Origin of the sequence: Arcicella aurantiaca (assembly GCF_003148625.1) — a bacterium.
Lineage (GTDB): Bacteria > Bacteroidota > Bacteroidia > Cytophagales > Spirosomataceae > Arcicella > Arcicella aurantiaca.
Genome location: NZ_QGGO01000037.1, coordinates 36,493 through 56,878, shown reverse-complemented (window position 1 = coordinate 56,878; position 20,386 = coordinate 36,493). Strand labels below are relative to the sequence as shown.

Annotated in this window: 20 protein-coding genes; 11 read left to right on the top strand and 9 right to left on the bottom strand. The window is 33.3% G+C overall.

Going from position 1 to position 20,386, the window contains the following annotated elements:
- Positions 1 to 361: 361 nt before the first annotated feature.
- The 5 genes from LV89_RS22340 to LV89_RS22320 form a co-directional block, all read right to left on the bottom strand.
- Entirely contained in the window at positions 362 to 577 is a 216-nt protein-coding gene (locus LV89_RS22340; protein WP_109745153.1) for a hypothetical protein, read from the bottom strand.
- A 275-nt stretch (positions 578 to 852) separates the two neighbouring features.
- The gene (locus LV89_RS22335; protein ID WP_109745152.1) at positions 853 to 1,242 is read right to left on the bottom strand and encodes a DUF3846 domain-containing protein; all 390 of its coding nucleotides are present in this window, start codon (positions 1,240 to 1,242) and stop codon (positions 853 to 855) included.
- Between the two features lie 63 nt (positions 1,243 to 1,305).
- A complete protein-coding gene (locus LV89_RS22330; protein WP_109745151.1) occupies positions 1,306 to 2,343 on the bottom strand; it encodes an ArdC family protein in 1,038 nt (345 codons plus the stop codon).
- Positions 2,344 to 2,848: 505 nt separating this feature from the next.
- Positions 2,849 to 3,973, bottom strand: a complete 1,125-nt coding sequence (locus tag LV89_RS22325; RefSeq protein WP_109745150.1) for a hypothetical protein — start codon at positions 3,971 to 3,973, stop codon at positions 2,849 to 2,851.
- 155 nt (positions 3,974 to 4,128) lie between these two features.
- Positions 4,129 to 5,472, bottom strand: a complete 1,344-nt coding sequence (locus LV89_RS22320; protein ID WP_109745149.1) for a toprim domain-containing protein — start codon at positions 5,470 to 5,472, stop codon at positions 4,129 to 4,131.
- Positions 5,473 to 5,544: 72 nt separating this feature from the next.
- Between LV89_RS22320 and LV89_RS22315 the strand changes: the two genes are divergently transcribed.
- Entirely contained in the window at positions 5,545 to 5,958 is a 414-nt protein-coding gene (locus LV89_RS22315; protein WP_109745148.1) for a hypothetical protein, read from the top strand.
- A gap of 9 nt (positions 5,959 to 5,967) precedes the next feature.
- Here LV89_RS22315 and LV89_RS22310 read toward each other — a convergent pair whose 3' ends face one another.
- From LV89_RS22310 to LV89_RS22300, 3 genes are read right to left on the bottom strand one after another with little or no spacing between them, the layout of a single operon-like run.
- Entirely contained in the window at positions 5,968 to 7,827 is a 1,860-nt protein-coding gene (locus LV89_RS22310; protein WP_109745147.1) for a type IV secretory system conjugative DNA transfer family protein, read from the bottom strand.
- Between the two features lie 41 nt (positions 7,828 to 7,868).
- Positions 7,869 to 9,107 (bottom strand): DUF5712 family protein, encoded by a 1,239-nt coding sequence (locus LV89_RS22305; RefSeq protein WP_146199238.1) that lies wholly within the window; start codon positions 9,105 to 9,107, stop codon positions 7,869 to 7,871.
- Positions 9,108 to 9,126: 19 nt separating this feature from the next.
- Positions 9,127 to 9,600: a BfmA/BtgA family mobilization protein gene (locus LV89_RS22300; protein ID WP_146199237.1), complete on the bottom strand. Its 474-nt coding sequence runs from the start codon at positions 9,598 to 9,600 to the stop codon at positions 9,127 to 9,129.
- 720 nt (positions 9,601 to 10,320) lie between these two features.
- Between LV89_RS22300 and LV89_RS22295 the strand changes: the two genes are divergently transcribed.
- Together LV89_RS22295 and LV89_RS22290 are read left to right on the top strand one after the other, a co-directional pair.
- Positions 10,321 to 11,001 (top strand): ParA family protein, encoded by a 681-nt coding sequence (locus tag LV89_RS22295; RefSeq protein ID WP_109745144.1) that lies wholly within the window; start codon positions 10,321 to 10,323, stop codon positions 10,999 to 11,001.
- Between the two features lie 3 nt (positions 11,002 to 11,004).
- A complete protein-coding gene (locus LV89_RS22290; RefSeq protein ID WP_109745143.1) occupies positions 11,005 to 11,505 on the top strand; it encodes a hypothetical protein in 501 nt (166 codons plus the stop codon).
- Positions 11,506 to 11,524: 19 nt separating this feature from the next.
- Here the strand turns inward: LV89_RS22290 and LV89_RS22285 are convergent, their stop codons facing one another.
- Positions 11,525 to 11,944, bottom strand: a complete 420-nt coding sequence (locus LV89_RS22285) for a hypothetical protein (RefSeq protein ID WP_109745142.1) — start codon at positions 11,942 to 11,944, stop codon at positions 11,525 to 11,527.
- Between the two features lie 240 nt (positions 11,945 to 12,184).
- Here LV89_RS22285 and LV89_RS22280 point away from each other — a divergent pair, with 240 nt between their 5' ends.
- The 8 genes from LV89_RS22280 to LV89_RS22245 all read left to right on the top strand — a co-directional run bounded on the left by LV89_RS22280 (position 12,185) and on the right by LV89_RS22245 (position 20,383).
- Positions 12,185 to 12,526, top strand: a complete 342-nt coding sequence (locus tag LV89_RS22280) for a hypothetical protein (protein ID WP_229201579.1) — start codon at positions 12,185 to 12,187, stop codon at positions 12,524 to 12,526.
- A 15-nt stretch (positions 12,527 to 12,541) separates the two neighbouring features.
- The gene (locus LV89_RS22275; RefSeq protein WP_109745141.1) at positions 12,542 to 12,871 is read left to right on the top strand and encodes a hypothetical protein; all 330 of its coding nucleotides are present in this window, start codon (positions 12,542 to 12,544) and stop codon (positions 12,869 to 12,871) included.
- A complete protein-coding gene (locus tag LV89_RS22270; RefSeq protein WP_109745140.1) occupies positions 12,840 to 15,260 on the top strand; it encodes a TraG family conjugative transposon ATPase in 2,421 nt (806 codons plus the stop codon). The genes LV89_RS22275 and LV89_RS22270 overlap by 32 nt, the downstream gene beginning before the upstream one ends.
- A 48-nt stretch (positions 15,261 to 15,308) precedes the next feature.
- A complete protein-coding gene (locus tag LV89_RS22265) occupies positions 15,309 to 16,220 on the top strand; it encodes a TraJ family protein (RefSeq protein WP_109745139.1) in 912 nt (303 codons plus the stop codon).
- A gap of 1 nt (position 16,221) precedes the next feature.
- Positions 16,222 to 16,848, top strand: a complete 627-nt coding sequence (locus tag LV89_RS22260) for a hypothetical protein (protein WP_109745138.1) — start codon at positions 16,222 to 16,224, stop codon at positions 16,846 to 16,848.
- A gap of 3 nt (positions 16,849 to 16,851) precedes the next feature.
- Positions 16,852 to 17,661, top strand: coding sequence for a DUF4138 domain-containing protein (locus LV89_RS22255; protein ID WP_109745137.1), 810 nt, complete (start codon positions 16,852 to 16,854; stop codon positions 17,659 to 17,661).
- A gap of 3 nt (positions 17,662 to 17,664) precedes the next feature.
- Positions 17,665 to 18,831: a conjugative transposon protein TraM gene (traM, locus tag LV89_RS22250; protein WP_109745136.1), complete on the top strand. Its 1,167-nt coding sequence runs from the start codon at positions 17,665 to 17,667 to the stop codon at positions 18,829 to 18,831.
- 310 nt (positions 18,832 to 19,141) lie between these two features.
- Positions 19,142 to 20,383, top strand: coding sequence for a hypothetical protein (locus LV89_RS22245; RefSeq protein WP_146199236.1), 1,242 nt, complete (start codon positions 19,142 to 19,144; stop codon positions 20,381 to 20,383).
- Positions 20,384 to 20,386: the final 3 nt, after the last annotated feature.

The following is a 20,386-nucleotide window of genomic DNA, read 5'->3' as shown; positions in this document are numbered from 1 at the left end:
CCGCCAATTTAGCGAGGGCTTTTTTAGACTTTCAAGAAAATATAGGTATAGCATAGATAATGAGCGGTTTTCTTGAAGGTCGTTTTTCTCCGCCCTATTGGTTTTGAATAGATTGTGCAGTGGCTCTGTCAAAAAGGATAGGGCAGTAAACATAAACATTCAGCCGCTTTGAGCGTTAGGAAGTTTTTTCTATATGAGCAAACAAGCTGATTATCTTTTGGTACAAAAGGGTTCTGTTTGTTTGCTCATATAGAAAAACGTGCGTGGCGGTTTTTCAAATGGAAATTTAAAGAACTGATATTGAGCCATTCCTTCAAATCTCCATTCATTATTTCAAATTAAAAACTAATTAACTATCATCTTAGTTTTTAATTCTCTGGTGGTCTTTCATTTGACTTAGTTGTTTACTCAGGTCTGCCGTAAAGTCGTACAATTCGCTTCCTAATCCGTTATCATTTTTACAACTTTCAAGTTTTGCTTGAATTTTAAAGGCAAAGGATAACGTTTTCTCAGGATGGGAAACGTGAACGGTTTGACCGTTCACGTTCACAAGGGTTAGATATTGATTAGTGTCCATATCAAAAGCATTTATCAAATTTAAAACTCTCGAAATCCACGTTTTTTCTTTCTATCACTTTTGAATTACCTGCTTCATCATAACTATCAAAATGTATATATTTACTAATTTCTTCGGGACTAAAAAACGTATAGAATTTATCGCCCTGTTTTGTTCTAAACTGGTACATAATATTATCGTTTAAGAATTGAATTAATTAAAAAATGAGAATTTGGAAGTATTAAAAGGGGATTATCTCCCCTTTTAAATTAACGATTTACTTTATACGTCTAAATCTAATTGTAGGGTATAAACTCAAAAAATGGCTCAATATCGTCTCCACTAACTTCATTGGGTCTTAGAAATATGATAAGATTCAAAATATCTTGAAGGGTTGAAAGACAATTTCCGTCATCCTTTTCATTTTGTTTATTTAGCTCTGTACCAATTACTAACCCATGACCAGCATAAACTTGTGGATAACCTTTGAGTCTAAAATAGCCTTCTTGTTCACATAATAATCCTTCTTCATCAATATAAATAACATCGCTATTTTCTAAATAGATGGGTTCAATGATTTGACATTCAAGAAGTGGGTAATACTCGGAAAACTTATTTTTGATTTCGATGGGTGTAACGGTTTGTTTGACCACATCTATAAAAAGGGCTTTTATTTTCTTCGCCATGATTTCTTAAAATTAAAAAGGTTGGAATGAAAGGGGATTACTCCCCTTTTTAAATTGGTTCAATTAGAAGGGTAAATCGTCTCCTACTTCTTCATTCACAAATGGAGTTTCTTGTTCATCACCTTCTATGGGTTGTGTTCTATTGGTATTGACTGGCTTTGTTTCGTAACTGACTCCTAAAATAAAATCTACCGCTTTCTGTGCTTTGGAAGATGCTTTCAATATCAGGGTTTTATCATCCTTCAATTTCCGTAACCAACTTTGAATGTAAGAAGCTGAACTATTTAGTACATTTAGGGTATCAATTTTAATTTCTGCACATAAAAAAGCTGCTCCTATCTCGGCAGTTAGTTCTTCTTTGGAATAATTTTCATCCCCAAAAAAACTCATACCTTCCAACTCTTCCCTGTCTAAACGGCTTTTGTGTCCTGTTGAATGTACTAACTCGTGGAAAAGGGTAGCGTAATAATCGTGATTACTGGTAAAATATTGTTTACTTGGCATATGTACATAATCTCCAGTAGGGGAATAAAAAGCTTGTACACGGGTTGAAGTTTCTAATCGGGGCTTTTGTGGCATATTAAGATAAATATTCTCTCCTGCAATAATGGTATCACTTTCTTTAAACTCTATTGGCTTGGGGAAATTATACTCAATGTTCTCTGTTTGTGCTACATTAAAAACGTGATAGTGTTTTAACATCGGCTTTTTATCTGCTACTTCTTCTCCTTGTCGGTTGGTATGCGTATCTTTATTACTTTCCAACATTTTCCAAAATACGACTGGAATACCTTTTTCTCCTTTTTTAACTTTTCCTCCTAATTCTTTTACTTGGTCAAAAGTTAAGAAATAAGGGTTTTCATAGTTTAACGATGCTAATAACAGTGTATTAATTCCTCGGTAGGGTCGTTTAGAAACGTAATTCTGTGGAACGCAATAACCTTGATATGGCATTTGCCAAGGAATTACCCCTTCTTCTAATCTTCTGATAACAAAATCTGTTACCATTTGCTGAACATCCTTACGGCTCAATTGAGCGTTTTCGTTAGATTGACTAACACTTGTTTGTGTTGGAGCTGTTTTTTTTGTTTGCTTTTGCATTTTCTTAAATGGGGAGTTTTTAAGATGATTAATACTTGTTTTAACTGCTATAAAGATACAAGCATTTTTTCACAAAAACAATACAAAAATATATCTTATATGTGAATTTTTAATTTATGGCTGACTTTTTTTCCCCTTAGTCTATTATTATATAGTAGTTTAAATATTGTTTAATAAATGGTCGCAATCTTATAACGGTGAATTTCATAAAAAGTCGATTTGGAGTGAGTTGATAGGATAATTGAGTGATTTTCAACGGTCGCAATCTTATAACGGTGCAGGTATATTTCATCAAAAAGTCGCAATCTTATAACGGTAAGTCGCAATCTTATAATGGTTTTGAGTCTAAAGTCGCAATCTTATAACGGTAGGTCGCAATCTTATAACGATACATATAGTCTGGGTCGCAATCTTATAACGGCAAAACAGCTTTCAGTCGCAATCTTATAACGGTTGTGTGGATAAGTAGCCACAAAATGAAAAAGGAGGCATTGCCTCCTTTTTGTTATTTTTTTAAATTTTGTAAGAACTCCGACATCATAAATTGCAATTGTTGGTCTTCGCTAACATCTTTTTCCGAATTCATGTAGGTCTGTCGGTGTGCATCTCGAATTACTTTATCTTTAATGGCTTGGTCATTTTCTCTATCTGTCAGCCAGTTTTGAAAGTTTTCAAAATCATCCGATTTATCAGGAAAACGTTTCTCATAGGCTTCTCTAAACAAATCATAAATCTTCTTGAAATACATATTCTTTTTAATACTTTCTACATTTACATTCGTCATATCAAATGTCAAATTGATAGTATAGGCTTGTTTTTGGTCTTTCCCCACAACAAATTGAGGGTCAAACTTTAACGAAGTATTGGTTCTTATCGTTTCCAAATACTTAATTAATCGCTGTTTTCTGTGTTTGGGTTCTTTATCTTCAATTCCTGCAATACCGCAAAGCATTTCAAAATTTGGAGTTAAAACCGTATTCTTATTATAAATCAATACAGGTAACATTCCTGCCAAATAAACATAAAGATTACGAATTCTTCCACTATGTTTGTTTGAAGCAACAGAAATATAATCTGCCAAACTAATAGAAACATAAAAGTTAATCAAATTCTCCATGAAGCCCCTACCTAAACTTAATGAATATATTTTGTTTTGGGGTCTTCGTGTATCATAGACTATTTTAATGTCGCTGATAATTTGGATAAACGAAACATTAAATGCCTTTAAAGTGGGTATTTGGGTACTCTTAATACTTGAAAGGGGAACATTCTGTGCTGCCAGTTGATACATCACATAATCAAAAGTTGATTTAAACTCATACCCTTCAATCATCGGTGGGCGATTATTGGGGTCTTCAAAAAGAGGATGAAGTTTGCTCAAATTAGGTTTTTTGTACTTCATGGTAGCACAAAAATCATTGAGAGTAAAAGAAGTATAACCAAAAATATCAGACTTATAGCGATGAGCCATAAAGACAATAATATCTTTTGCTAAGGTAGAATCATCATTGAAACTACGATTAATGTCAGGCAAATTTAGAAATAAATTTCTATCAAGGCGAACTTGGTCAATCCAACTATGCAAGCCATTTTTTAATTCAACTGCTTGCATGGAAACACTTTTTTCCATATTTTTACAGGGCATTTAAGAAGCACCATTTTGCTTCTGATTAAACTTGTTATGCCGTAGAATGACGCTGGGGAGCAATGTTCTACGGTTTTTTTATACCTTAAAAATACTATCTTTTCTTGAAAAGAAAAAATATGTATTTATAAAAAGACTATCTATCTTCTCATTTTCATCGTTTTAATTTCTTGATTCTCAATTATTTTCTCTTCTTTTTTAACTTCCGATAAAGGTTCTAAACGGTGTTTTTCGGAAGATTTTAAATCTTCGTTAAAATCCTTATTTACGGGTCTTTTAACAGTAATAAAACGGTCTAAATTTTTGATTTCTAATAATGCTTTTTCAACTCGAATTAAATTTTGTCTGTTATTTGTAAAATGTATTTCTAACTCTGAACCAAACTTAGCGTGTTGAGTTACAACAGCTTTGGCATCGGGTTCTAAACCTAATGGCGTATGTTTGTTTATTTCTTCGGTTAATTTATTACTCAAATTTTCCAAAAGTTTTGCTCCTTCTTCTTGGTTGGGATGGCTAACCTTTAACAGTAACAAAGCATGGGTATTTTGAACAAGATTCAAATGAGTTTTGATATACTGGCTTTGCTCTGAATCTGGGTGCGACAAAGCACCAATCAGATTTAGATTCTGTTTGATTCCTGCGTTATCATTATCATTTGCCAAAATGATTTGTCGGGGTTTGAGCGTATCAATTGCCAATTGGATAAAGCGTGGTTGGGTTTCGCTCAAATTTCCTGCGGTGGCTAAATAAACTCTCTTTTCATCCGTTTTAGGTTTCATCAATTGATGAAAAGAAAGGCTATCAATCGGACTTTCTGAAATAATTAAGCGGTCTGTTTGACCGTCTTTATATTTGGTATTACTAATCCAAGAAGCATCCATTTTGGGTTCTTCTATCTTATTATAAGATTCATTACGAATGATTGCGGCAATTGTGCCTGTCTCATTTTTCAATGGAAAGGCAATATTAATGTGCGTTCGTTGGTTTTCGTAAAAATGTTTATTGTAAATACGATGCTGAAACTCAGGTGAAAAAATTGTTTCGTCCGTCAATCCTCTATCATTCAAATATTTAACATTCGTCAGAGGTAAAAACCGAAATTCGTGTTGGATAGCTTGTTCACGATTGACTGAACCAACAGGTTCAATTTTCACTTTTGGATTATAGTTAGTCGGTAACTCATTCAAGTAGCTGTCTAATTTGGCAAAAACTTCTTTCCAATCGCCATTACTTCTAAATTTTTGAAAGTCCACCACTGAACCTTCATCCCTTGAATCATTAGGATTAAAGTAGCCTTGATAGCCTGTATTCTTATTTTTATAGATGATAATGACATCTTCGTTTGTTGTGTGGTGCATCACCACATAACTTCTACTGGTCTTTTTATTATTGATTTCGTAACCTTGTTGCTCTGCATAATTCACAAAATCAATGCGGTCTTTGTAGTAATTCCAATCCCGTTTTCCGTCTGGAGTAAGTTTCATTTATTGAAAATATAGTGTAAGGTTTAAAACAATTTTGAATAGCATCTTCCGTTTATCTTTAAAAATTTATTCATGTTTAATTACAGCATCATATTGATTTTCTGCTTATTAGCAATCGTTGGATTTAGCTATGCTCTGAGATATATTTACAAAAACAGAAAAATCACTCAGAACATTGAAAATAAAACAGTTAGAGAAAATAAAATCAAAATTTATAATCGACAAAAAGAAACTGAAAAGTCAAAAATGAGAGTTCAATTACTCGAAAACGAATTAAGCAAAAATCAAAGTTCAGTTGAAAAAAATGACTTTTTGCCTCCCTTACTCGACCAAGAAAAATCACCTCAAACGAAATCAAAAATTCAAGTCAGAAAAGCTGAATTGCCCGATGACATTGTATTTGAGAATGTAAATGTAATTGAAAATCAAACATTGAAAGAGAAGATGAAAGCAAAACAATTAGCCATGAAGAACAAAATAGGCTAATTTTCAATATCAGTTTATCTCTATTCCTTTCAAAATCGCTTTACACTCCGATATTATAAGATTAAAATTTAACAAAATATCGTAGTTTTTTGAAATGGTAGGCAACCCTTTAACCGTTATAAGATTGCGACCGATAGGTTTTTGCCGTCTCAATTTTGTATAAAAATTGGGATTAGTTGCCCCGACCGTTGTTCCAATAAATTCTCCTACCTGTAAATTAAAAACGTCTTGTGGATGGATAATCTGTCTTTCCTGCAACGTAATTGACATTCCTTGATTACTTGACCCTGAGCCACGATTGGTTTCAAATAAACTTGTGGGTCTATTACTCCCCTGACTTTCAGTCTTGATAATTTTGTCTGCTTTCCCGATAATTTTACTAACCGTTTCGGCAGTTTTAATGTTGGCTACTCGCCCGTAAAAGTGATTGTTAAGGTTAGAAACGATAGTTTCCGCCTCTTTCATTCCGTAATTTTTCTCAATTTGGGATAAATCCTGAGCCATAAAAATGGTAACTACTTTGTTACTACGTGCAGTTGCAGGGATTTGCTCAAATTTAGGAATATAAAGCGTTGGAGCTTCGTCTAACAAAACAAAACTGTGGTGTTTGTTTTGTTGATTCATTGATTTAAGAGCGACTGTACAAATACAACTAATCAAAGGAGCAAAAGCCTCTACCAAAGATGGACTTGTTCCCAAACATAACAATTTAGGATTTTGAGGATTATTGAGGTCTAAACTAAAATCATTGCCTGATAACACATAAGCAATTTCTTGGGTGTTAATTCTCGCCAATGCAATTTGGAGCGTAGAAATAACACCCGAAATTTGTTCATTAGCTTTTTGGTCAATGGCTGTAATTATGCTTCTCACGATGGCGGCACATTCATAATCTTGTCTAAATAAGTTGATTAAATCGTTATAATCTTCGGAAAGAATTAAATTTACCACGTGCGGAATTGTACAATATTTGGGATGATGTTTACGCATATACCAAATAGTTGCGGTGAGCATTGCGGTTGATGAACGAATCCAAAAATCTTTTTTTTGAATAGACTCAGGCATTAAATTGGAAATAATGGCAGTGCTATATTCTTCTGCGTAAGCTGCTGTTGGAATATATTTCGGGTCAAGAGCATTAACTCGATGGCTCTTGTTAAGGTCTTGAAAATTAATTACATAGAATCCAATTTGTGAAGCAGACCTTTGGTATTGTTGAAAAGCAAAATCTGTTAATGAAGGAAATTTGAAATCATAAATAATCCCCGAATAACCCTTTTGAGCGGTTTGTTCAATGATTGGTTCTGCAACACTATACGATTTACCCGAACCCGCCGCCCCAATCACTAAAATTCCTCTAAATGGGTCGGGGACATTCACCCATGAGCCATTTGAACCTGCAAATGAAAATGAATAAGGGGTTTCAATGGATTGTTTGTCATTAGGGATTTTCTTCTGATTTTCGGGTTTTATTTTCAGTAAATTTCCTAAAAAAATTCCCCCAATCAGCACTCCTAAAAATAACAATGGAAAGAAAAAAATTGGGTACGGATTTTTATGAATAAATATCCAAGCAATAGCTGAAATGGCAAAGACAATCGTTCCGATTATATCTCTACGATGGTTCTTTTTGAATAGGGTATAATTGTTAATTTGAAGCGTTGAGTTTTGAAATGTAAAACAAAGTGGATACAAAATGACACACAAAATTCTAATACCAATTCCTCCTTTTTTATAGAATTTAAAAGCAATGATAACCCATTTTGCAGGATTTGTAAAAAGCCAAAAATGTAGAGCATATTCGCCAAAAGCAAGAATAAATAGGGCAACAACGATTCCATAAATCGCCATTTGGTTTTGAGAATTCATAAAATTATTATTGGTAAAACTTTGATAATCAAATAACTAAATCAATTAAACGAAGGTCGATGTATATTATTTCTTCGTTTCTTTTTTCTCACGTAATCTTCGGGTGAATCTCCTTCATAACCAATATCAAAGCCCTCTTTTGAAATACTTATAATTTTTTCTTGGTTTGTATCTTTCAATAAATTGTCGATTTTTTCAGATGAAAATTTATCTTTTATTGAATTGCTGTATGCTTGGGACATTTGTAATTTTTCTACATAATTTGGTGGTACTCCCCTACCCTCTTTAATTTCCTTCTCAATACTCCGTAAATTTTTATAGAACTCATCGCTATAATTTTTTTCCTTTCCAATTTTCCCAATTTGAGCCGCATCAAATTCTTTATCAGATAAATTATATTTGGTTCTGATATTTTCAACTCTTTCAGCCAAATATTCAGCCTTCCGATTGGTTTTATCACCTGCTAAAATATGATATGGATTAAGTATCAACTCCCCCTTTTCAAGTTTTTGCTCTATCTTCTTTAAATCTCTATAAAATCCACCTTCAAAACCTCTTTCTTTGGCTATTTTAACAACTTTTTCAGTCTCAATGACCTTCCCAATGTCAGGATGATTTTTAGCCCACTGTTCGAGTCTTACTCTCAACTTTTTTTCTTCCAATTCTAAATTTTGGGGTTGGCTGTATTCAAACATCAAATTAAAATCTTTGATGTTCGTAAAAGTCCAATCGGCTTTTGAAAACCTTTTCTGATTTCCTTCTGGCGAAAGTGTAATTTTCTGCTCTGCATCCCTCCTTGACACAATTACGTGAATGTGTGTTTGTAATCCTGGCTTTTGCATACCCGAACGTGCTGAACCCTCTTTTACAGCTTCGTCTGTACCCGAAAATTTACGCTCCTGATGAATGGTTGCGAACCATACCAAATCATCTTTTTGAATCTTTTTATTGTTACTTAATTGGAAATTATTTCCATAATTTTCCATTACTTTTTGGGTATATTCAATCAGCTTTTTTTCATCATTTTTAAGATGAATCAATTCATCTTGACTTGGGCTAATTATCAATGTAAAGAATTTTGATTCACTTGCTTTTACTCCACGAATATTATTATCAATTTTATGTAACACATCGTCAGGTTTTATATTTATTTCTGCCTGATTAAAGAAATAAATATCTGACAAACCATTTTCTTTGGCTTCATGTTTTAGATAATTTATTAACCTTTCTGAACTGCCTTTATTGTCATATACTACATTTCCAGATTCTTTTGTTTTCAATATTCGAGTAACCATATTATTATCTCATTTCATTTGTAAATTTTTCAATTTCCTCATCAAAAATTATCTGCATTTTATGGGATAGATTTTTTATAAAATCTTCATCATTATTACTTAATTTATAGCTTGCTGAAAGTTGTATTTCTTGCATAATTTTATTCTTAAAGGCAAGTAATTGGATTGCTTTTTGGGTATTTTCTATCTCATTTATCCTTATTCTTACCTCTTGCATTGCTTGTGCCATTGGTTTGACAAAATCAATTTCTTGTTTTTTCATAAACCCGAAAATTTGACTTCTCATTTTAGCCATTTCTTTGTCTAATCCTTCTTGTTTTTCTACCTTACTTGGGTCAATTCCTGACCTTAGAACGTACAAACAAGAATTGGCTATAAAATCCTTCATAGACATATCTAATTCCTTAGAACGCTTCTCTATTCGTAATTTCAAGGGTTTTTCAACTTTAATTACTGCTCTTGTCTCTTTTTCAACCATTTTTGTATTTTTTTGACACCCAAAATCTATCTGATAATCAAGCACTTAGAAATTAAAGCACCCAACACAAGCAACTATGTTGCTGATAATCAAAGGATTAACTATGTTAAATCCTTCCATCTTGCTAAAAAATAAGACTCCAACATTTCTCCTCTAATATTAAAACTTTTGGCACTTATTTGTTTACAAATAAACAAGTTGTATTGTAAACAATTTACATATAAAATAACTTATAAACTCTTCCCTATTATTGTTATACTATCGTTATTTTAATCTACCTAACATTTATAATTTCGACTTTTTACGCCTTATCACTTCCAATAACTCCAACTGCTCATTTCATAATAGTTATATTGTAAATTTGTAAACAAAACAACAATATAACAAGACAACTATTTATACTAAAAAAATAGGGCAAAAATAAAAGACAACTTGTAAACAAAACAACAAATCAAATATTAAACGATTTTATATATTATAAAATTGTATTGTAAAAAATTAAATTTGTAAAATAGTAAATTTATAAATCTGTTTATAATTTGATTTATAAACTATTAAATAAATTTACAAATTGCATTATACACTAATTGACAAATAAAATTATTAACAAGTTGACTATTAAATAATTTTACTTTTTGTATATTTGTACTGTTTACAAGTTGATTAATTTATTTATTGACTAATAAACATTTTTACTTTTCAACAAGACAATTATTCAACATGGCAAGAATTATTTGCATTGCAAATCAAAAAGGGGGAATCGGTAAAACGAGCTGTACGCTTTGGCTGGCAGGGGCTTTGTCGATAGATTATAACCAAAAAGTATTAGTTATTGATGCAGATGCTCAACAAACTATCAATGACCTTAGAACGATGGAACGTGAGCAAGGTATTGAAGTATTTCCATTTGAAGTAATTTCAGCATCGCCAGAAAGTATTGAAGCGGTCATTGAAGAGCATTTTGATTCATACGATTTAATATTTTTAGATATGCCACGTATGACTGGAAACGATGAAATGATTGTGGATGTATTAGCGGTTTGTGATTCTATGCTTGTACCGTTCGTGGCTTCTACTGCGGACACAATGTCCACTGGTGTATTTATGAACATCGTGGAAAGTTTAGGCGAAATCAGAAAGGAAGAAAACTTACCATTTTATTCTTTCGGTTTTCTCAATAAATCAAGTCGTAGAAAAGAAAATGACTTCATTCCAGAATATGCAAAAGATTTAGGAATAACCATTTTTGATACGCCAATCAAGGATAAAAAGGTCTTTCAACAAATCAGCACAAGTAAATCAATCTTGGATTTTAAAGATGGGAAAGCAGACTTTAAACCGTTTGTTGATGAATTTATCAAAAAGTTTGAAATAAAAATTTCAACTAAAAAGAAGAAATAAGCAATGGCAAAAGATAATAAAAGTACAGGTTTTGCAAGACCGTCAAGAGCTGCCAAAGATAAGGTATTAGCGACTGCAAATGCGGCAATGAAATTTTCAGAAACGGATGATAAAGCTATTCAAGTAGTATCACCGAAAGTTGAAGAAGAAATTGTTGTGGCAGAAAATATAACTCCTATATTGGCAATAATAGAAGAACCTCAAATCGAGGTTGTTGTAAATAATCCTGTTGAAAATCCAAAAAATCAAGAAGATGGAGTAGGGGAGGGGGAGAAACAAGTTCAACTTGTGGGAAAAAAAGTTAAGCGTAAAGCCAAAGAAGCCCGTATGGATAGTATGAGAGACGGACGTTTTTACATCGCTCTTGACCCTGACTATAAAGAGTTGGTAAAATTGGTTGCTACTCGTAAAAAAATGACTATTGGAGAGTTTATTGAAAGGTTAATTGATGGAGACAGCGAAGCTAAAAAAGTAAAACAAGCATTGATGCTACTGAATAGTTAGTTTTCCGTCATTGAGTAATTCAACGCTCAATGATGGAAAATAATTCTGTTAATTCTTCAAAAGTCCAAAGCTCAGGTTTAGCTTGACGACGGTAAAAAACCTGAGCATCCATACCCATTTTCTTTTGGATAAAATTATTTTTATACCCTGATTCTTTGATTCTACTCTCGATACTGTGTAAAAGTGCCAAAAAATTATAATAAGAGCCTTTATCTACTTTTAAATAGTCCATCAACTTCTCTAATTCTTCAAAAGTCCATTGACGTTTACCCGTAATTTTATTGTGAATGTTACTAATTGAACTACCTAAAATCTCTTGTAACAACCTCAATTCAAGGTTTTTAGCATTTAGGCTTATAGTAAGACTTTGAACGAATTGTTGAAATTCATTCAAAACTTCTATACCTGTACGGTTATTGATTGTTGTTATTTCTGCCATAATTTTTACACGAATATAATATAAAAAATTAATGTAATTGAGTAAATGATAGGCTTTGAAAAAAATATTAAAAAAAAATACAATTCCACAAAATAATAATAATCATTAGAGCGTTACAATAAGAACATTACGAAAAAATTGCATAGAAACCATCATACAAAAGAACCCCTAATTATTAACGAGTAAAGATTATCAAGGGATAATTTTGTTTTGTTCAACCCATTTAAAGATTAATGCCCAATGCAAAAAGCTATTTTTGTAAGGTCAGGAAATGTCGTAATGTCCGCCCTACTGCTATTTATTATTTTATTGACTTCCCATGATGTTGCTGCACAACAAGGTGTTACTCAGGCACTTATTAAAATCAAGAATACCCTTTATTTAGTGGGGAATGCAATCTTCGGAATTCTTCTTATCATCGGTATTGTGAAAGTGGTATCTGGATTTATCACCAATTCACAAAGTGCTGTACGCAATCTCATTTACCTTATTATTGGTGTTGCCATTTGGTTTTTCTTCAATTACATGATTGAGGACTTGGCTGGATTAATTGGCGGTGATGGTGGTTCATTTAACAGATAATCTTATTCAAAAAAGATGCACGTTAGAAAATCGCTCGAAAAGCCAACGAAAATTCTTGGAATGAAATTTCAAGAATTGGGAATTGTCATAGTTTCGTTTGTGGCACTCACAGTCTTTATGAGCCTGTTGAGGATGGTAATTACTGTACCGCCGATTGTACCGACTATTGGATTTATTATTGTCATTGGTTTGCTTGTGGTTGTACGAATTGCTGAGAAAAGAAGACACCCTTCGTTTTTGATTTCAGCCATAAGTTTTTATTTAAAGCAACCAAAGAAAATAATAATGACAAACCCTAACTTTTTGAATAAAGATGTCTATAAGAAAAAAGATAAAAACATTTGAAGATATTTTACCCATATTTTCCATTGAAGATAACGTCTTGATTTTCAAGGATGGTAGGGTAGGAGTGGGGTTTGAAGTTTCGCCCGTAGAAATGGAAAGGTTGATGGGAAATGAATACGATTCCATCAACCAAGCATTTTCTAATGCGTTGAAATCGCTCCCTTTAAAAACGGCTGTACAAAAATTAGATTGTTATTTTCATAAGAAATATTTACCCCAAAAAGGTGGATTAAAATACTTTGAAGAAAAAACAGTCAATCGGTTTTATGAAAAGAAAATACTGCATCACAGAAGCTATTTATTTCTGAGTTTCGGCAGAAAAGAGCAAGTACAAACCAACGCATTTAATACGCTTTATGCGATGGGGGAGAGTTTAATCAAAAATCCATTTGAGGATATTTTGAAAACGGTAAGTTTGGCAGAACATTCTACCAAAGAATTTATCAATATGATTTCTATTTATGGAATCATTTGTAAACGAATGGAAAATGAGTGTTTGATGGATTTCTACCAACAATATTTTAATTTGGATTTTGAAAAAAATCAAGGTGGATTTAATAGAAGTTTTGCTGCTCAATCTGATAAAGTTTGTATTGGAGAGAAACAAGTAAATATTGTTTCGATGATTGGGCAAGGAAGTGTTGTGTTTAATTCTGTTAAATCTAATTACGGAGTTGAAACAAATAACGTATATCCATTAGGGTTACAAATGGACTATCCACACATACTATCCACAAATATTTTGATTGAGGATAGGGAGAAGGTTTTGAGTAACTTAGATATGGAGCAAAAATTGAATAGAAATCTTGATTTCTTGATGTCGCAGGACAACAAAATTAAGATGGTAGAAATTGACGATTTTACGGAAGAAGTGCGTTCAGAGAATAAGAGCTTAGTTTCTGTAAATGTTTCAGTCATTATTTGGGCATTATCCGATGAAAAAAGGGAGGAATATATACAAAGAACGGTGGCAGGATTTCGCCAAATGGCAGGGGCTGAAACGTTCATTGAAACAATTGATTCCGCCAATTTATTTGTAGCAAACGCACCTGCCAATAGTTACCAAAATTATCGTTGGTTACTCATGAGTGGAGATAATGCAGCTACCTACAATAACTTCATTACAAGTTATCAATCGGCAGAAAAAGGGGAATTATTGTGTGATAGAATGGGAAATCCTATATTAGTCAATCTCTTTAACACGGAGTTGAATAATCAAAATTCCATTACGATAGGACCAACTGGTTCTGGAAAATCGTTCACGATTGGCAGTTTAATGATACAAAGATTTGAAGGAAGAAATAGACAAATTATTATTGATGTTGGCGGTACTTATCGTTCTATGATGTCTGCTTTACAAGGAAAATACTTTGAATATGACCCTGAGAGTCCTATCAAATTTAATCCTTTTGTGATTGATAGAGACATGGATGGTCGGTATAACATGACAGGGGACAAAGTTAATTTTCTAACTTCTTTGCTATCAGTCATTTGGAAAGGAACAAAAGGCGAAATCACGCAAGCAGAACGCTCTGTTTTTGTGAAATTAATTCCGATGTATTACCGATATTTTGAAGATAAAATGCCTTTTAGTGTACCATCAATAAAGGGATTTTATGAATATTTGAAGTGGTTTCAGAGTGAATTTAAAGATACTGCGGAGTACCAAAGAATTGCTCGTTCTTTCGATTTTGAGGAGTTTTTTATTGTGCTTGAACCATTTGTTTATGGGCAATATCAAGACGTTTTGAATTCGGATGAATTTGAGGATATTTCAGCAAATACCTTGATTTGTTTTGATATGGCAAAGATAAAATCTAATCAACTGTTATATCCAGTTGTCGCCATGTTGATAACGGAATTAGCCCTTGACCAAATAAGGTTATTTCCCAAAGACCGAAAATATCTTTACATGGATGAAGCATGGTCAATGTTATCTGATACAATGGGGGATTTTGTGGAAACGATGTATCGAACGGTTCGGAAAAATAATGGTGCAATGTGCATCATTACGCAAGGGATTGATGAAATAATTAAGTCTTCGGTGGGTTCTGCTATTATTGCAAATGCGGCAACTCAAATTATTTTGAACCATACCGACAAAGTACAAGTGGATAAATTAGCCCAATATTTGGGTTTTACGCAACACGAAGTTGATAAAATAAACTCGATTAGAGTTTCAACGGATTTTCGTGAAATTTTTATCAAACAAGGAGATTATGCAAGGGTTTATATTTTGGAGGTGTCTGAGGCAATGAACGCTGTTTTAACTTCAAAACCCTTAGAAAGAGAACATTTGAGAACACTTCAAAAGAGATACAACGGCAATATACAATTTGCTGTGAATCAATACATTGAAGATAAAAATGAATTTATTGAAACAGATTAAGTTCATCTATCATTAAAAAAAACTGCTTAAACAAAGAACCTATTTATCATGGAAGATTTAGATAATGCACTCAGTTTTACAACTGCTGCCCTTACGGATATGGCTATGAAACCATGTTTGGGCATTATTCTCTGCTGTACCATTTTACATTTCTTTTTGACTTACGCAAAAACGTATCTCACGAGTAGCGATTTAAGCATTGACTATTCGCCTATTTTGCGTTGTGTTGCAGTCGGATTTTTCGTTGCTTACTATGGAACATTGATGCCGATTCTTGCAAGTGGCATTAATTCAATCACAGGCTCTTTCAATAAAGTACCAGATGTGATGCAAGCATTGAATAACATTACCGATGCAATGGCTCAAAATCCCAAGACTTCAACGACTTTTGAGAAATCATTTTTTTCAGATGGTTTTACGCTTCCCTTCAACGATGGAAAAACGTTTATTACTTACATCGTTCTATGTATCGAACAGGGTTTAACCATGATTGTAAGGCTCTTTGTAGAAAGAGTACGTTCCATTTTATATGCTTTTATGTTTGCAGTCGGACCTTTGGCATTAGCGTTTAGCTGTATTCCTGGACTAACTGGTATTGCAACACATTGGTTCAAAGTGTGGTTGTCGGTATCACTTTGGACGGTAACACTCGCTATCATTGATAATTTGGTAATTGTTATGCAAAAACAAATTGTTCAGTTGGTAGGTGATGCTCAGGACGGTACAGCATTTACGATGGACGTGGTTTGTGTCAATTTGGTATTTATTGTAATGTATTTTAGTGTGCCAGCTTTGACGACTTATTACATCGGTGGCAGTGGGGGAGGAAGTTTTATGGCAAGTACACAAAGGTCATTTTTAGGCTTAGGAAATCAAGCAACGGCATTCGGACAGCAAAAAGCCAAACAAATGTCAAACTGGTATGATAAAACTTACAGCCGTTTAAAAGGAGATAAATAATATGAAAGGTGTTGCACAAAATTTCAATGAGGCTTTTAAAGCGTTAAAGTTTATTACAGCTTTGGCGGTGGCACTTTTGTTTATCTCAAATATAGTTTGGTTCATCTTTTTTTCCCACGAGGTCGAGAAGTTGAATAACAAAATATTTGTGGTGTCCGACAATGGGACAATGACGGCAGTCGCCAAAACGGAGCAAACGCCAAGTATTTATGAAGCAAAAAATCATATCAAAACATTTATGTACATGATGTTTGCTCACGATGCAGAAACGTTCAAAGACCATATTAATATCGGGTTAAAATTGATTGAAAGAACAGATGGTTTAGCCATATATGAAGGATTTAAGCGTGGTCAAGTGTTGGAAAATTACAGTAAGTACAATTCCAGAACACTCCTTGAAATAGACTCTATCCAAGTAAATGTGGCGATTGAACCATACAATGGGATTGTTTATGCAAGACAAATTGCCTTGTACCAAAAAGAAAGAAGTATGAAACCAATTGCGGCACGGTTTGAACTTATCCGCACGTATCGGTCTGAGGATAATCCATTTGGGTTATTATTGAAAAATTTTACATTTATTAGTTACAATCCGCCCGTTAAAACCCGTGAAGAAATTCACGATTAAAACATGAAAAACCTCTTATTTATCTTGCTACTGAATTGCCTTCATCCTTACTCATTCTCTCAGAATTCTTTGGGTTCTAATGATTCTTCACTCGTGGACACAATTTGGGTTGGTCGTGAAAATACCGTGTATGTGATTTTGCCTGAGTCAATCAGTCTATTTGATATTGGCAACAAAGACTACATTGGGAAAATTGAAAATGGCTCAATTATGTTCCTAAAAGCAACCAATCCTTTTGCAAAGCCTTCTACTATGCTAATTCAGTATGGCAATACTATTTTCAAAGGGTATGTAGCATATCGTGAGAAAATAGATAAGCCTTTCTATGATTTTAGAGCTTTACCAAAAATTGATTTAACTCCTAAAACGAATACTGAAAAACCTCCCAAATTATCCCTTGGAAGATTAAAAGAATCGTCAAGCAATATCAACTTGAAGGAAAAAAATAGTGATGTAATTGTGAAGTTGGTTAATGTTTTCAATGACCAACAAGCAACCTATTTGAAATTTGAGGTTATGAATCAATCCACCATTATTTACCAAGTTGATTACGTTTCATTCATTTATAAAACCCATGTAAAACGGAAAAAGAGAAATCAATTAACGCCTCAACAACAAGAAATAGAACCTATTGAATTTGAAGCCCCGATGATGATAGGAGCAGGGGGAATGGAAAGTTTTATGTATGCCATTCCATTATATTCAGCTACGGAAAACGATTATTTAGAAGTAGTTTTTAGAGAGGGAAAAGGGGCAAGATTAATCACAATGAATATTCCTGCCAAGAAAATATTAACAGCAAACTTGCTATAAAACATGGACATTTTCCAAAAAATAAAAGAGGTCTTTACTATTGAAAAACCTTCCGAACAAAAACAACCTAAGAACGAAAAAATTAGTTTAAAAGAGCATTTGCGTTTACTTAGCCAAGGAAAGGTTGCATTAATTGCCATAGGAGTAGGGCTTTGTCTAACGATTTTCGTGGCATGGACAACCATTGAAAGAGCGAAAGAAGAAATGGCTTTGGGCGAGCAAGAAGTACCAGTTCCTACTACACCATCTTTTAAAGAAGATAGTTCTCAGGCAAATAAAAAATATTCTCACCTAAATAGTGCAGATGAAACAATCAAGAAAAAAATGAACGACAATCCTGTTTCAATGGATTGGCAAAAATCTTATGAAATTACCGACAGTTCCCCAGCAAATGGTAATCGCTCTGAAATTGGCAAGAGTGATTCAGTGAAGATGATACCTGCCACTAATAAAAATTTGACTTATGAAGAAAGAAAAATTACTGACCGTTCCAAAAACAGAAAACCCAAACAAAAAAAAGATTGGGTTTTGGAGGAATCAAAACCGAAAACAAGAATTACTGAACCAATTACAGAATCAATTGGAAATGAAGGACAAACCAAATCCGCAAACATAGATGATTATTTTAACACTGTTAAAGCGGATAATAAAAAAGCTGATTCAAAGGAGCAATCTGCAAAACCGCAAGCTAATGAACATTATGTTACGGGAGTTGTGAATGGAAATCAGTTAATAAAAAATGGGAAAAGGGTTAGTTTCAGAATTACAGAAGCGACAACTATTAATGGAAATTATGTTCCTCGAAACACATTAATTACTGGCTTGGCATATTTAGGGAGTAATAGGGTTACGTTTGAAATCGCTTCCATTAAAATCAATAATCAAACTACTCCTTTAAAATTAAAAACACTCGACCAAGATATGGTGGAAGGATTGGCATTTGATGGAGATAATCCAATTCGGACTGATGTTAGACAAGGTACTACGCAAGCATTGGATGATATTTCGAATCAAGCCTTGTCTTATATTCCATACGCAGGAATCGCATACGCAGGAAAAAGTTTGGGGCGTGGGTTATCAAGAGCTTTATCGTCTGGGACTAATCGAAAAAAGGCACAAGAAATCATGCTTGAAGATGGTTATAAAGTATTTTTTGTAGTAAAAAATTGAGAAAATATAGTTACTAAATAGCAACTAAAACATAAAATTACCCTTAAAACGCAATCGGTTTTAACCGTTATAAGATTGCGACTGGAAGAGGTATGCCATTATAACATTGCGACTTAAAACTGTATAAGATTGCGACCGAAAGAATAAATTTTAACCTTTAAATACCTAAGTGTGACAACAAATTGACAGAAATACACATATAATTCACCGTAAATTATGGTTTTTAGCTTCAAAAAAGAGGTTAAAAAATCTTTTCGCAACCGTTATAACATTGCGACCGAAAGAATATTGACTTTTAAACAACTTAATAATGAGACAATTAACAAAAATGGGACTAATCATTCTCTGCTTGATAATGATACCCAAAACAGGATTTTCACAAATTAGCATAGACGTTTCAGCTATTCAGCGATTGATGGAGTTGAAAAATTTAGTTGAGAAGGCAAAGAATCAACTTGTCCAACTAAAAAATGGCAATAAAATAAATAATCGAACTCAGGCAAACACCCAATCCATTCTTAGTCTTGGAAAAGAAGTGGAAGAAATTCTAAGAGATATTAGTGAGTTTGAAAATCTGGTGAGTAAAGATGGTAAGTATAAATTTAATGACTTATCCATTTTTATGAAAACAAATCAGGTTGTCAGTTCAAAACTGAGTGATTACCATAAGCAGCTTACTTTTTTGAATAAGTTAGACCAGATTTTATCACAAAATTCACAAGGAGAAGTTAGTCAGCAAGGAGGGCAACAAATGTATGATTTCTTCTATGATGGTACTTCTCCCGAATTGTCGGCAAGTAACCATGATGATTTTGCAAAAGCCAAGAAAGATGAATTTGCAAAAATTTATGGATTGCAGAATACCATGCAGAAGAAAAAATTTCAAACTGCCTTAGCCTATTATAAAATTTCAGATGAATTATATCATCAGGCAATTGTACTAAGCAATGCCGTTTCGGATGATTCAAATGGAAAACCGATGCAGATTAGCAATTCATCACCTTTCAGTTTGGATAATGTTTTTGGAACAGATGATAGTTTTGATATTGGGTCTTTGTTTGGCGGAGATGTTTTTAGTAGCTCAATGGGTGGACTAATGACAGCAATTTATATGAATATGCCCGATGATGTTTTGCAACAAGAGATTATCAGGTTAAAATCATTCATGCGTTTTCTCGAAGATGTTGAACCAACAGGTTATGAAGGAATGCTGAAAAAGGCAAATCGGGATTTGGAAGATGCCAATAATGCGTATCAATATAAAGTTACCCAAAAATTAAATCAGGCAAGTGGTACATATCCCGGTGTGGGCTTAAACCCTTCTAATCCAAGCGGATTTAGTATCAGCAAAACAGGGCTAAGAATGACTACGGGCGAACGAATACAAGCACAAACGGCAGCTATTCATTTAATGAATGAATCGACAGATTACAAAGAAAAAGGGGATAAATTAATGGAAGATGCCACCACGAAAACGCTATTACAACAAGAAATGGAGTCTCGTTATCAGGCAAAATTAATGCGTAACTCTTTGGCAAAAATTAAATTCTAAAAC

Coding starts and splice junctions, on each gene's coding strand:
- LV89_RS22340 (WP_109745153.1), bottom strand. CDS start 577: ATGGACACTAATCAATATCTAACCCTTGTGAACGTGAACGGTCAAACC.
- LV89_RS22335 (WP_109745152.1), bottom strand. CDS start 1,242: ATGGCGAAGAAAATAAAAGCCCTTTTTATAGATGTGGTCAAACAAACC.
- LV89_RS22330 (WP_109745151.1), bottom strand. CDS start 2,343: ATGCAAAAGCAAACAAAAAAAACAGCTCCAACACAAACAAGTGTTAGT.
- LV89_RS22325 (WP_109745150.1), bottom strand. CDS start 3,973: ATGGAAAAAAGTGTTTCCATGCAAGCAGTTGAATTAAAAAATGGCTTG.
- LV89_RS22320 (WP_109745149.1), bottom strand. CDS start 5,472: ATGAAACTTACTCCAGACGGAAAACGGGATTGGAATTACTACAAAGAC.
- LV89_RS22315 (WP_109745148.1), top strand. CDS start 5,545: ATGTTTAATTACAGCATCATATTGATTTTCTGCTTATTAGCAATCGTT.
- LV89_RS22310 (WP_109745147.1), bottom strand. CDS start 7,827: ATGAATTCTCAAAACCAAATGGCGATTTATGGAATCGTTGTTGCCCTA.
- LV89_RS22300 (WP_146199237.1), bottom strand. CDS start 9,600: ATGGTTGAAAAAGAGACAAGAGCAGTAATTAAAGTTGAAAAACCCTTG.
- LV89_RS22295 (WP_109745144.1), top strand. CDS start 10,321: ATGGCAAGAATTATTTGCATTGCAAATCAAAAAGGGGGAATCGGTAAA.
- LV89_RS22290 (WP_109745143.1), top strand. CDS start 11,005: ATGGCAAAAGATAATAAAAGTACAGGTTTTGCAAGACCGTCAAGAGCT.
- LV89_RS22285 (WP_109745142.1), bottom strand. CDS start 11,944: ATGGCAGAAATAACAACAATCAATAACCGTACAGGTATAGAAGTTTTG.
- LV89_RS22280 (WP_229201579.1), top strand. CDS start 12,185: ATGCAAAAAGCTATTTTTGTAAGGTCAGGAAATGTCGTAATGTCCGCC.
- LV89_RS22275 (WP_109745141.1), top strand. CDS start 12,542: ATGCACGTTAGAAAATCGCTCGAAAAGCCAACGAAAATTCTTGGAATG.
- LV89_RS22270 (WP_109745140.1), top strand. CDS start 12,840: ATGTCTATAAGAAAAAAGATAAAAACATTTGAAGATATTTTACCCATA.
- LV89_RS22265 (WP_109745139.1), top strand. CDS start 15,309: ATGGAAGATTTAGATAATGCACTCAGTTTTACAACTGCTGCCCTTACG.
- LV89_RS22260 (WP_109745138.1), top strand. CDS start 16,222: ATGAAAGGTGTTGCACAAAATTTCAATGAGGCTTTTAAAGCGTTAAAG.
- LV89_RS22255 (WP_109745137.1), top strand. CDS start 16,852: ATGAAAAACCTCTTATTTATCTTGCTACTGAATTGCCTTCATCCTTAC.
- traM (WP_109745136.1), top strand. CDS start 17,665: ATGGACATTTTCCAAAAAATAAAAGAGGTCTTTACTATTGAAAAACCT.
- LV89_RS22245 (WP_146199236.1), top strand. CDS start 19,142: ATGAGACAATTAACAAAAATGGGACTAATCATTCTCTGCTTGATAATG.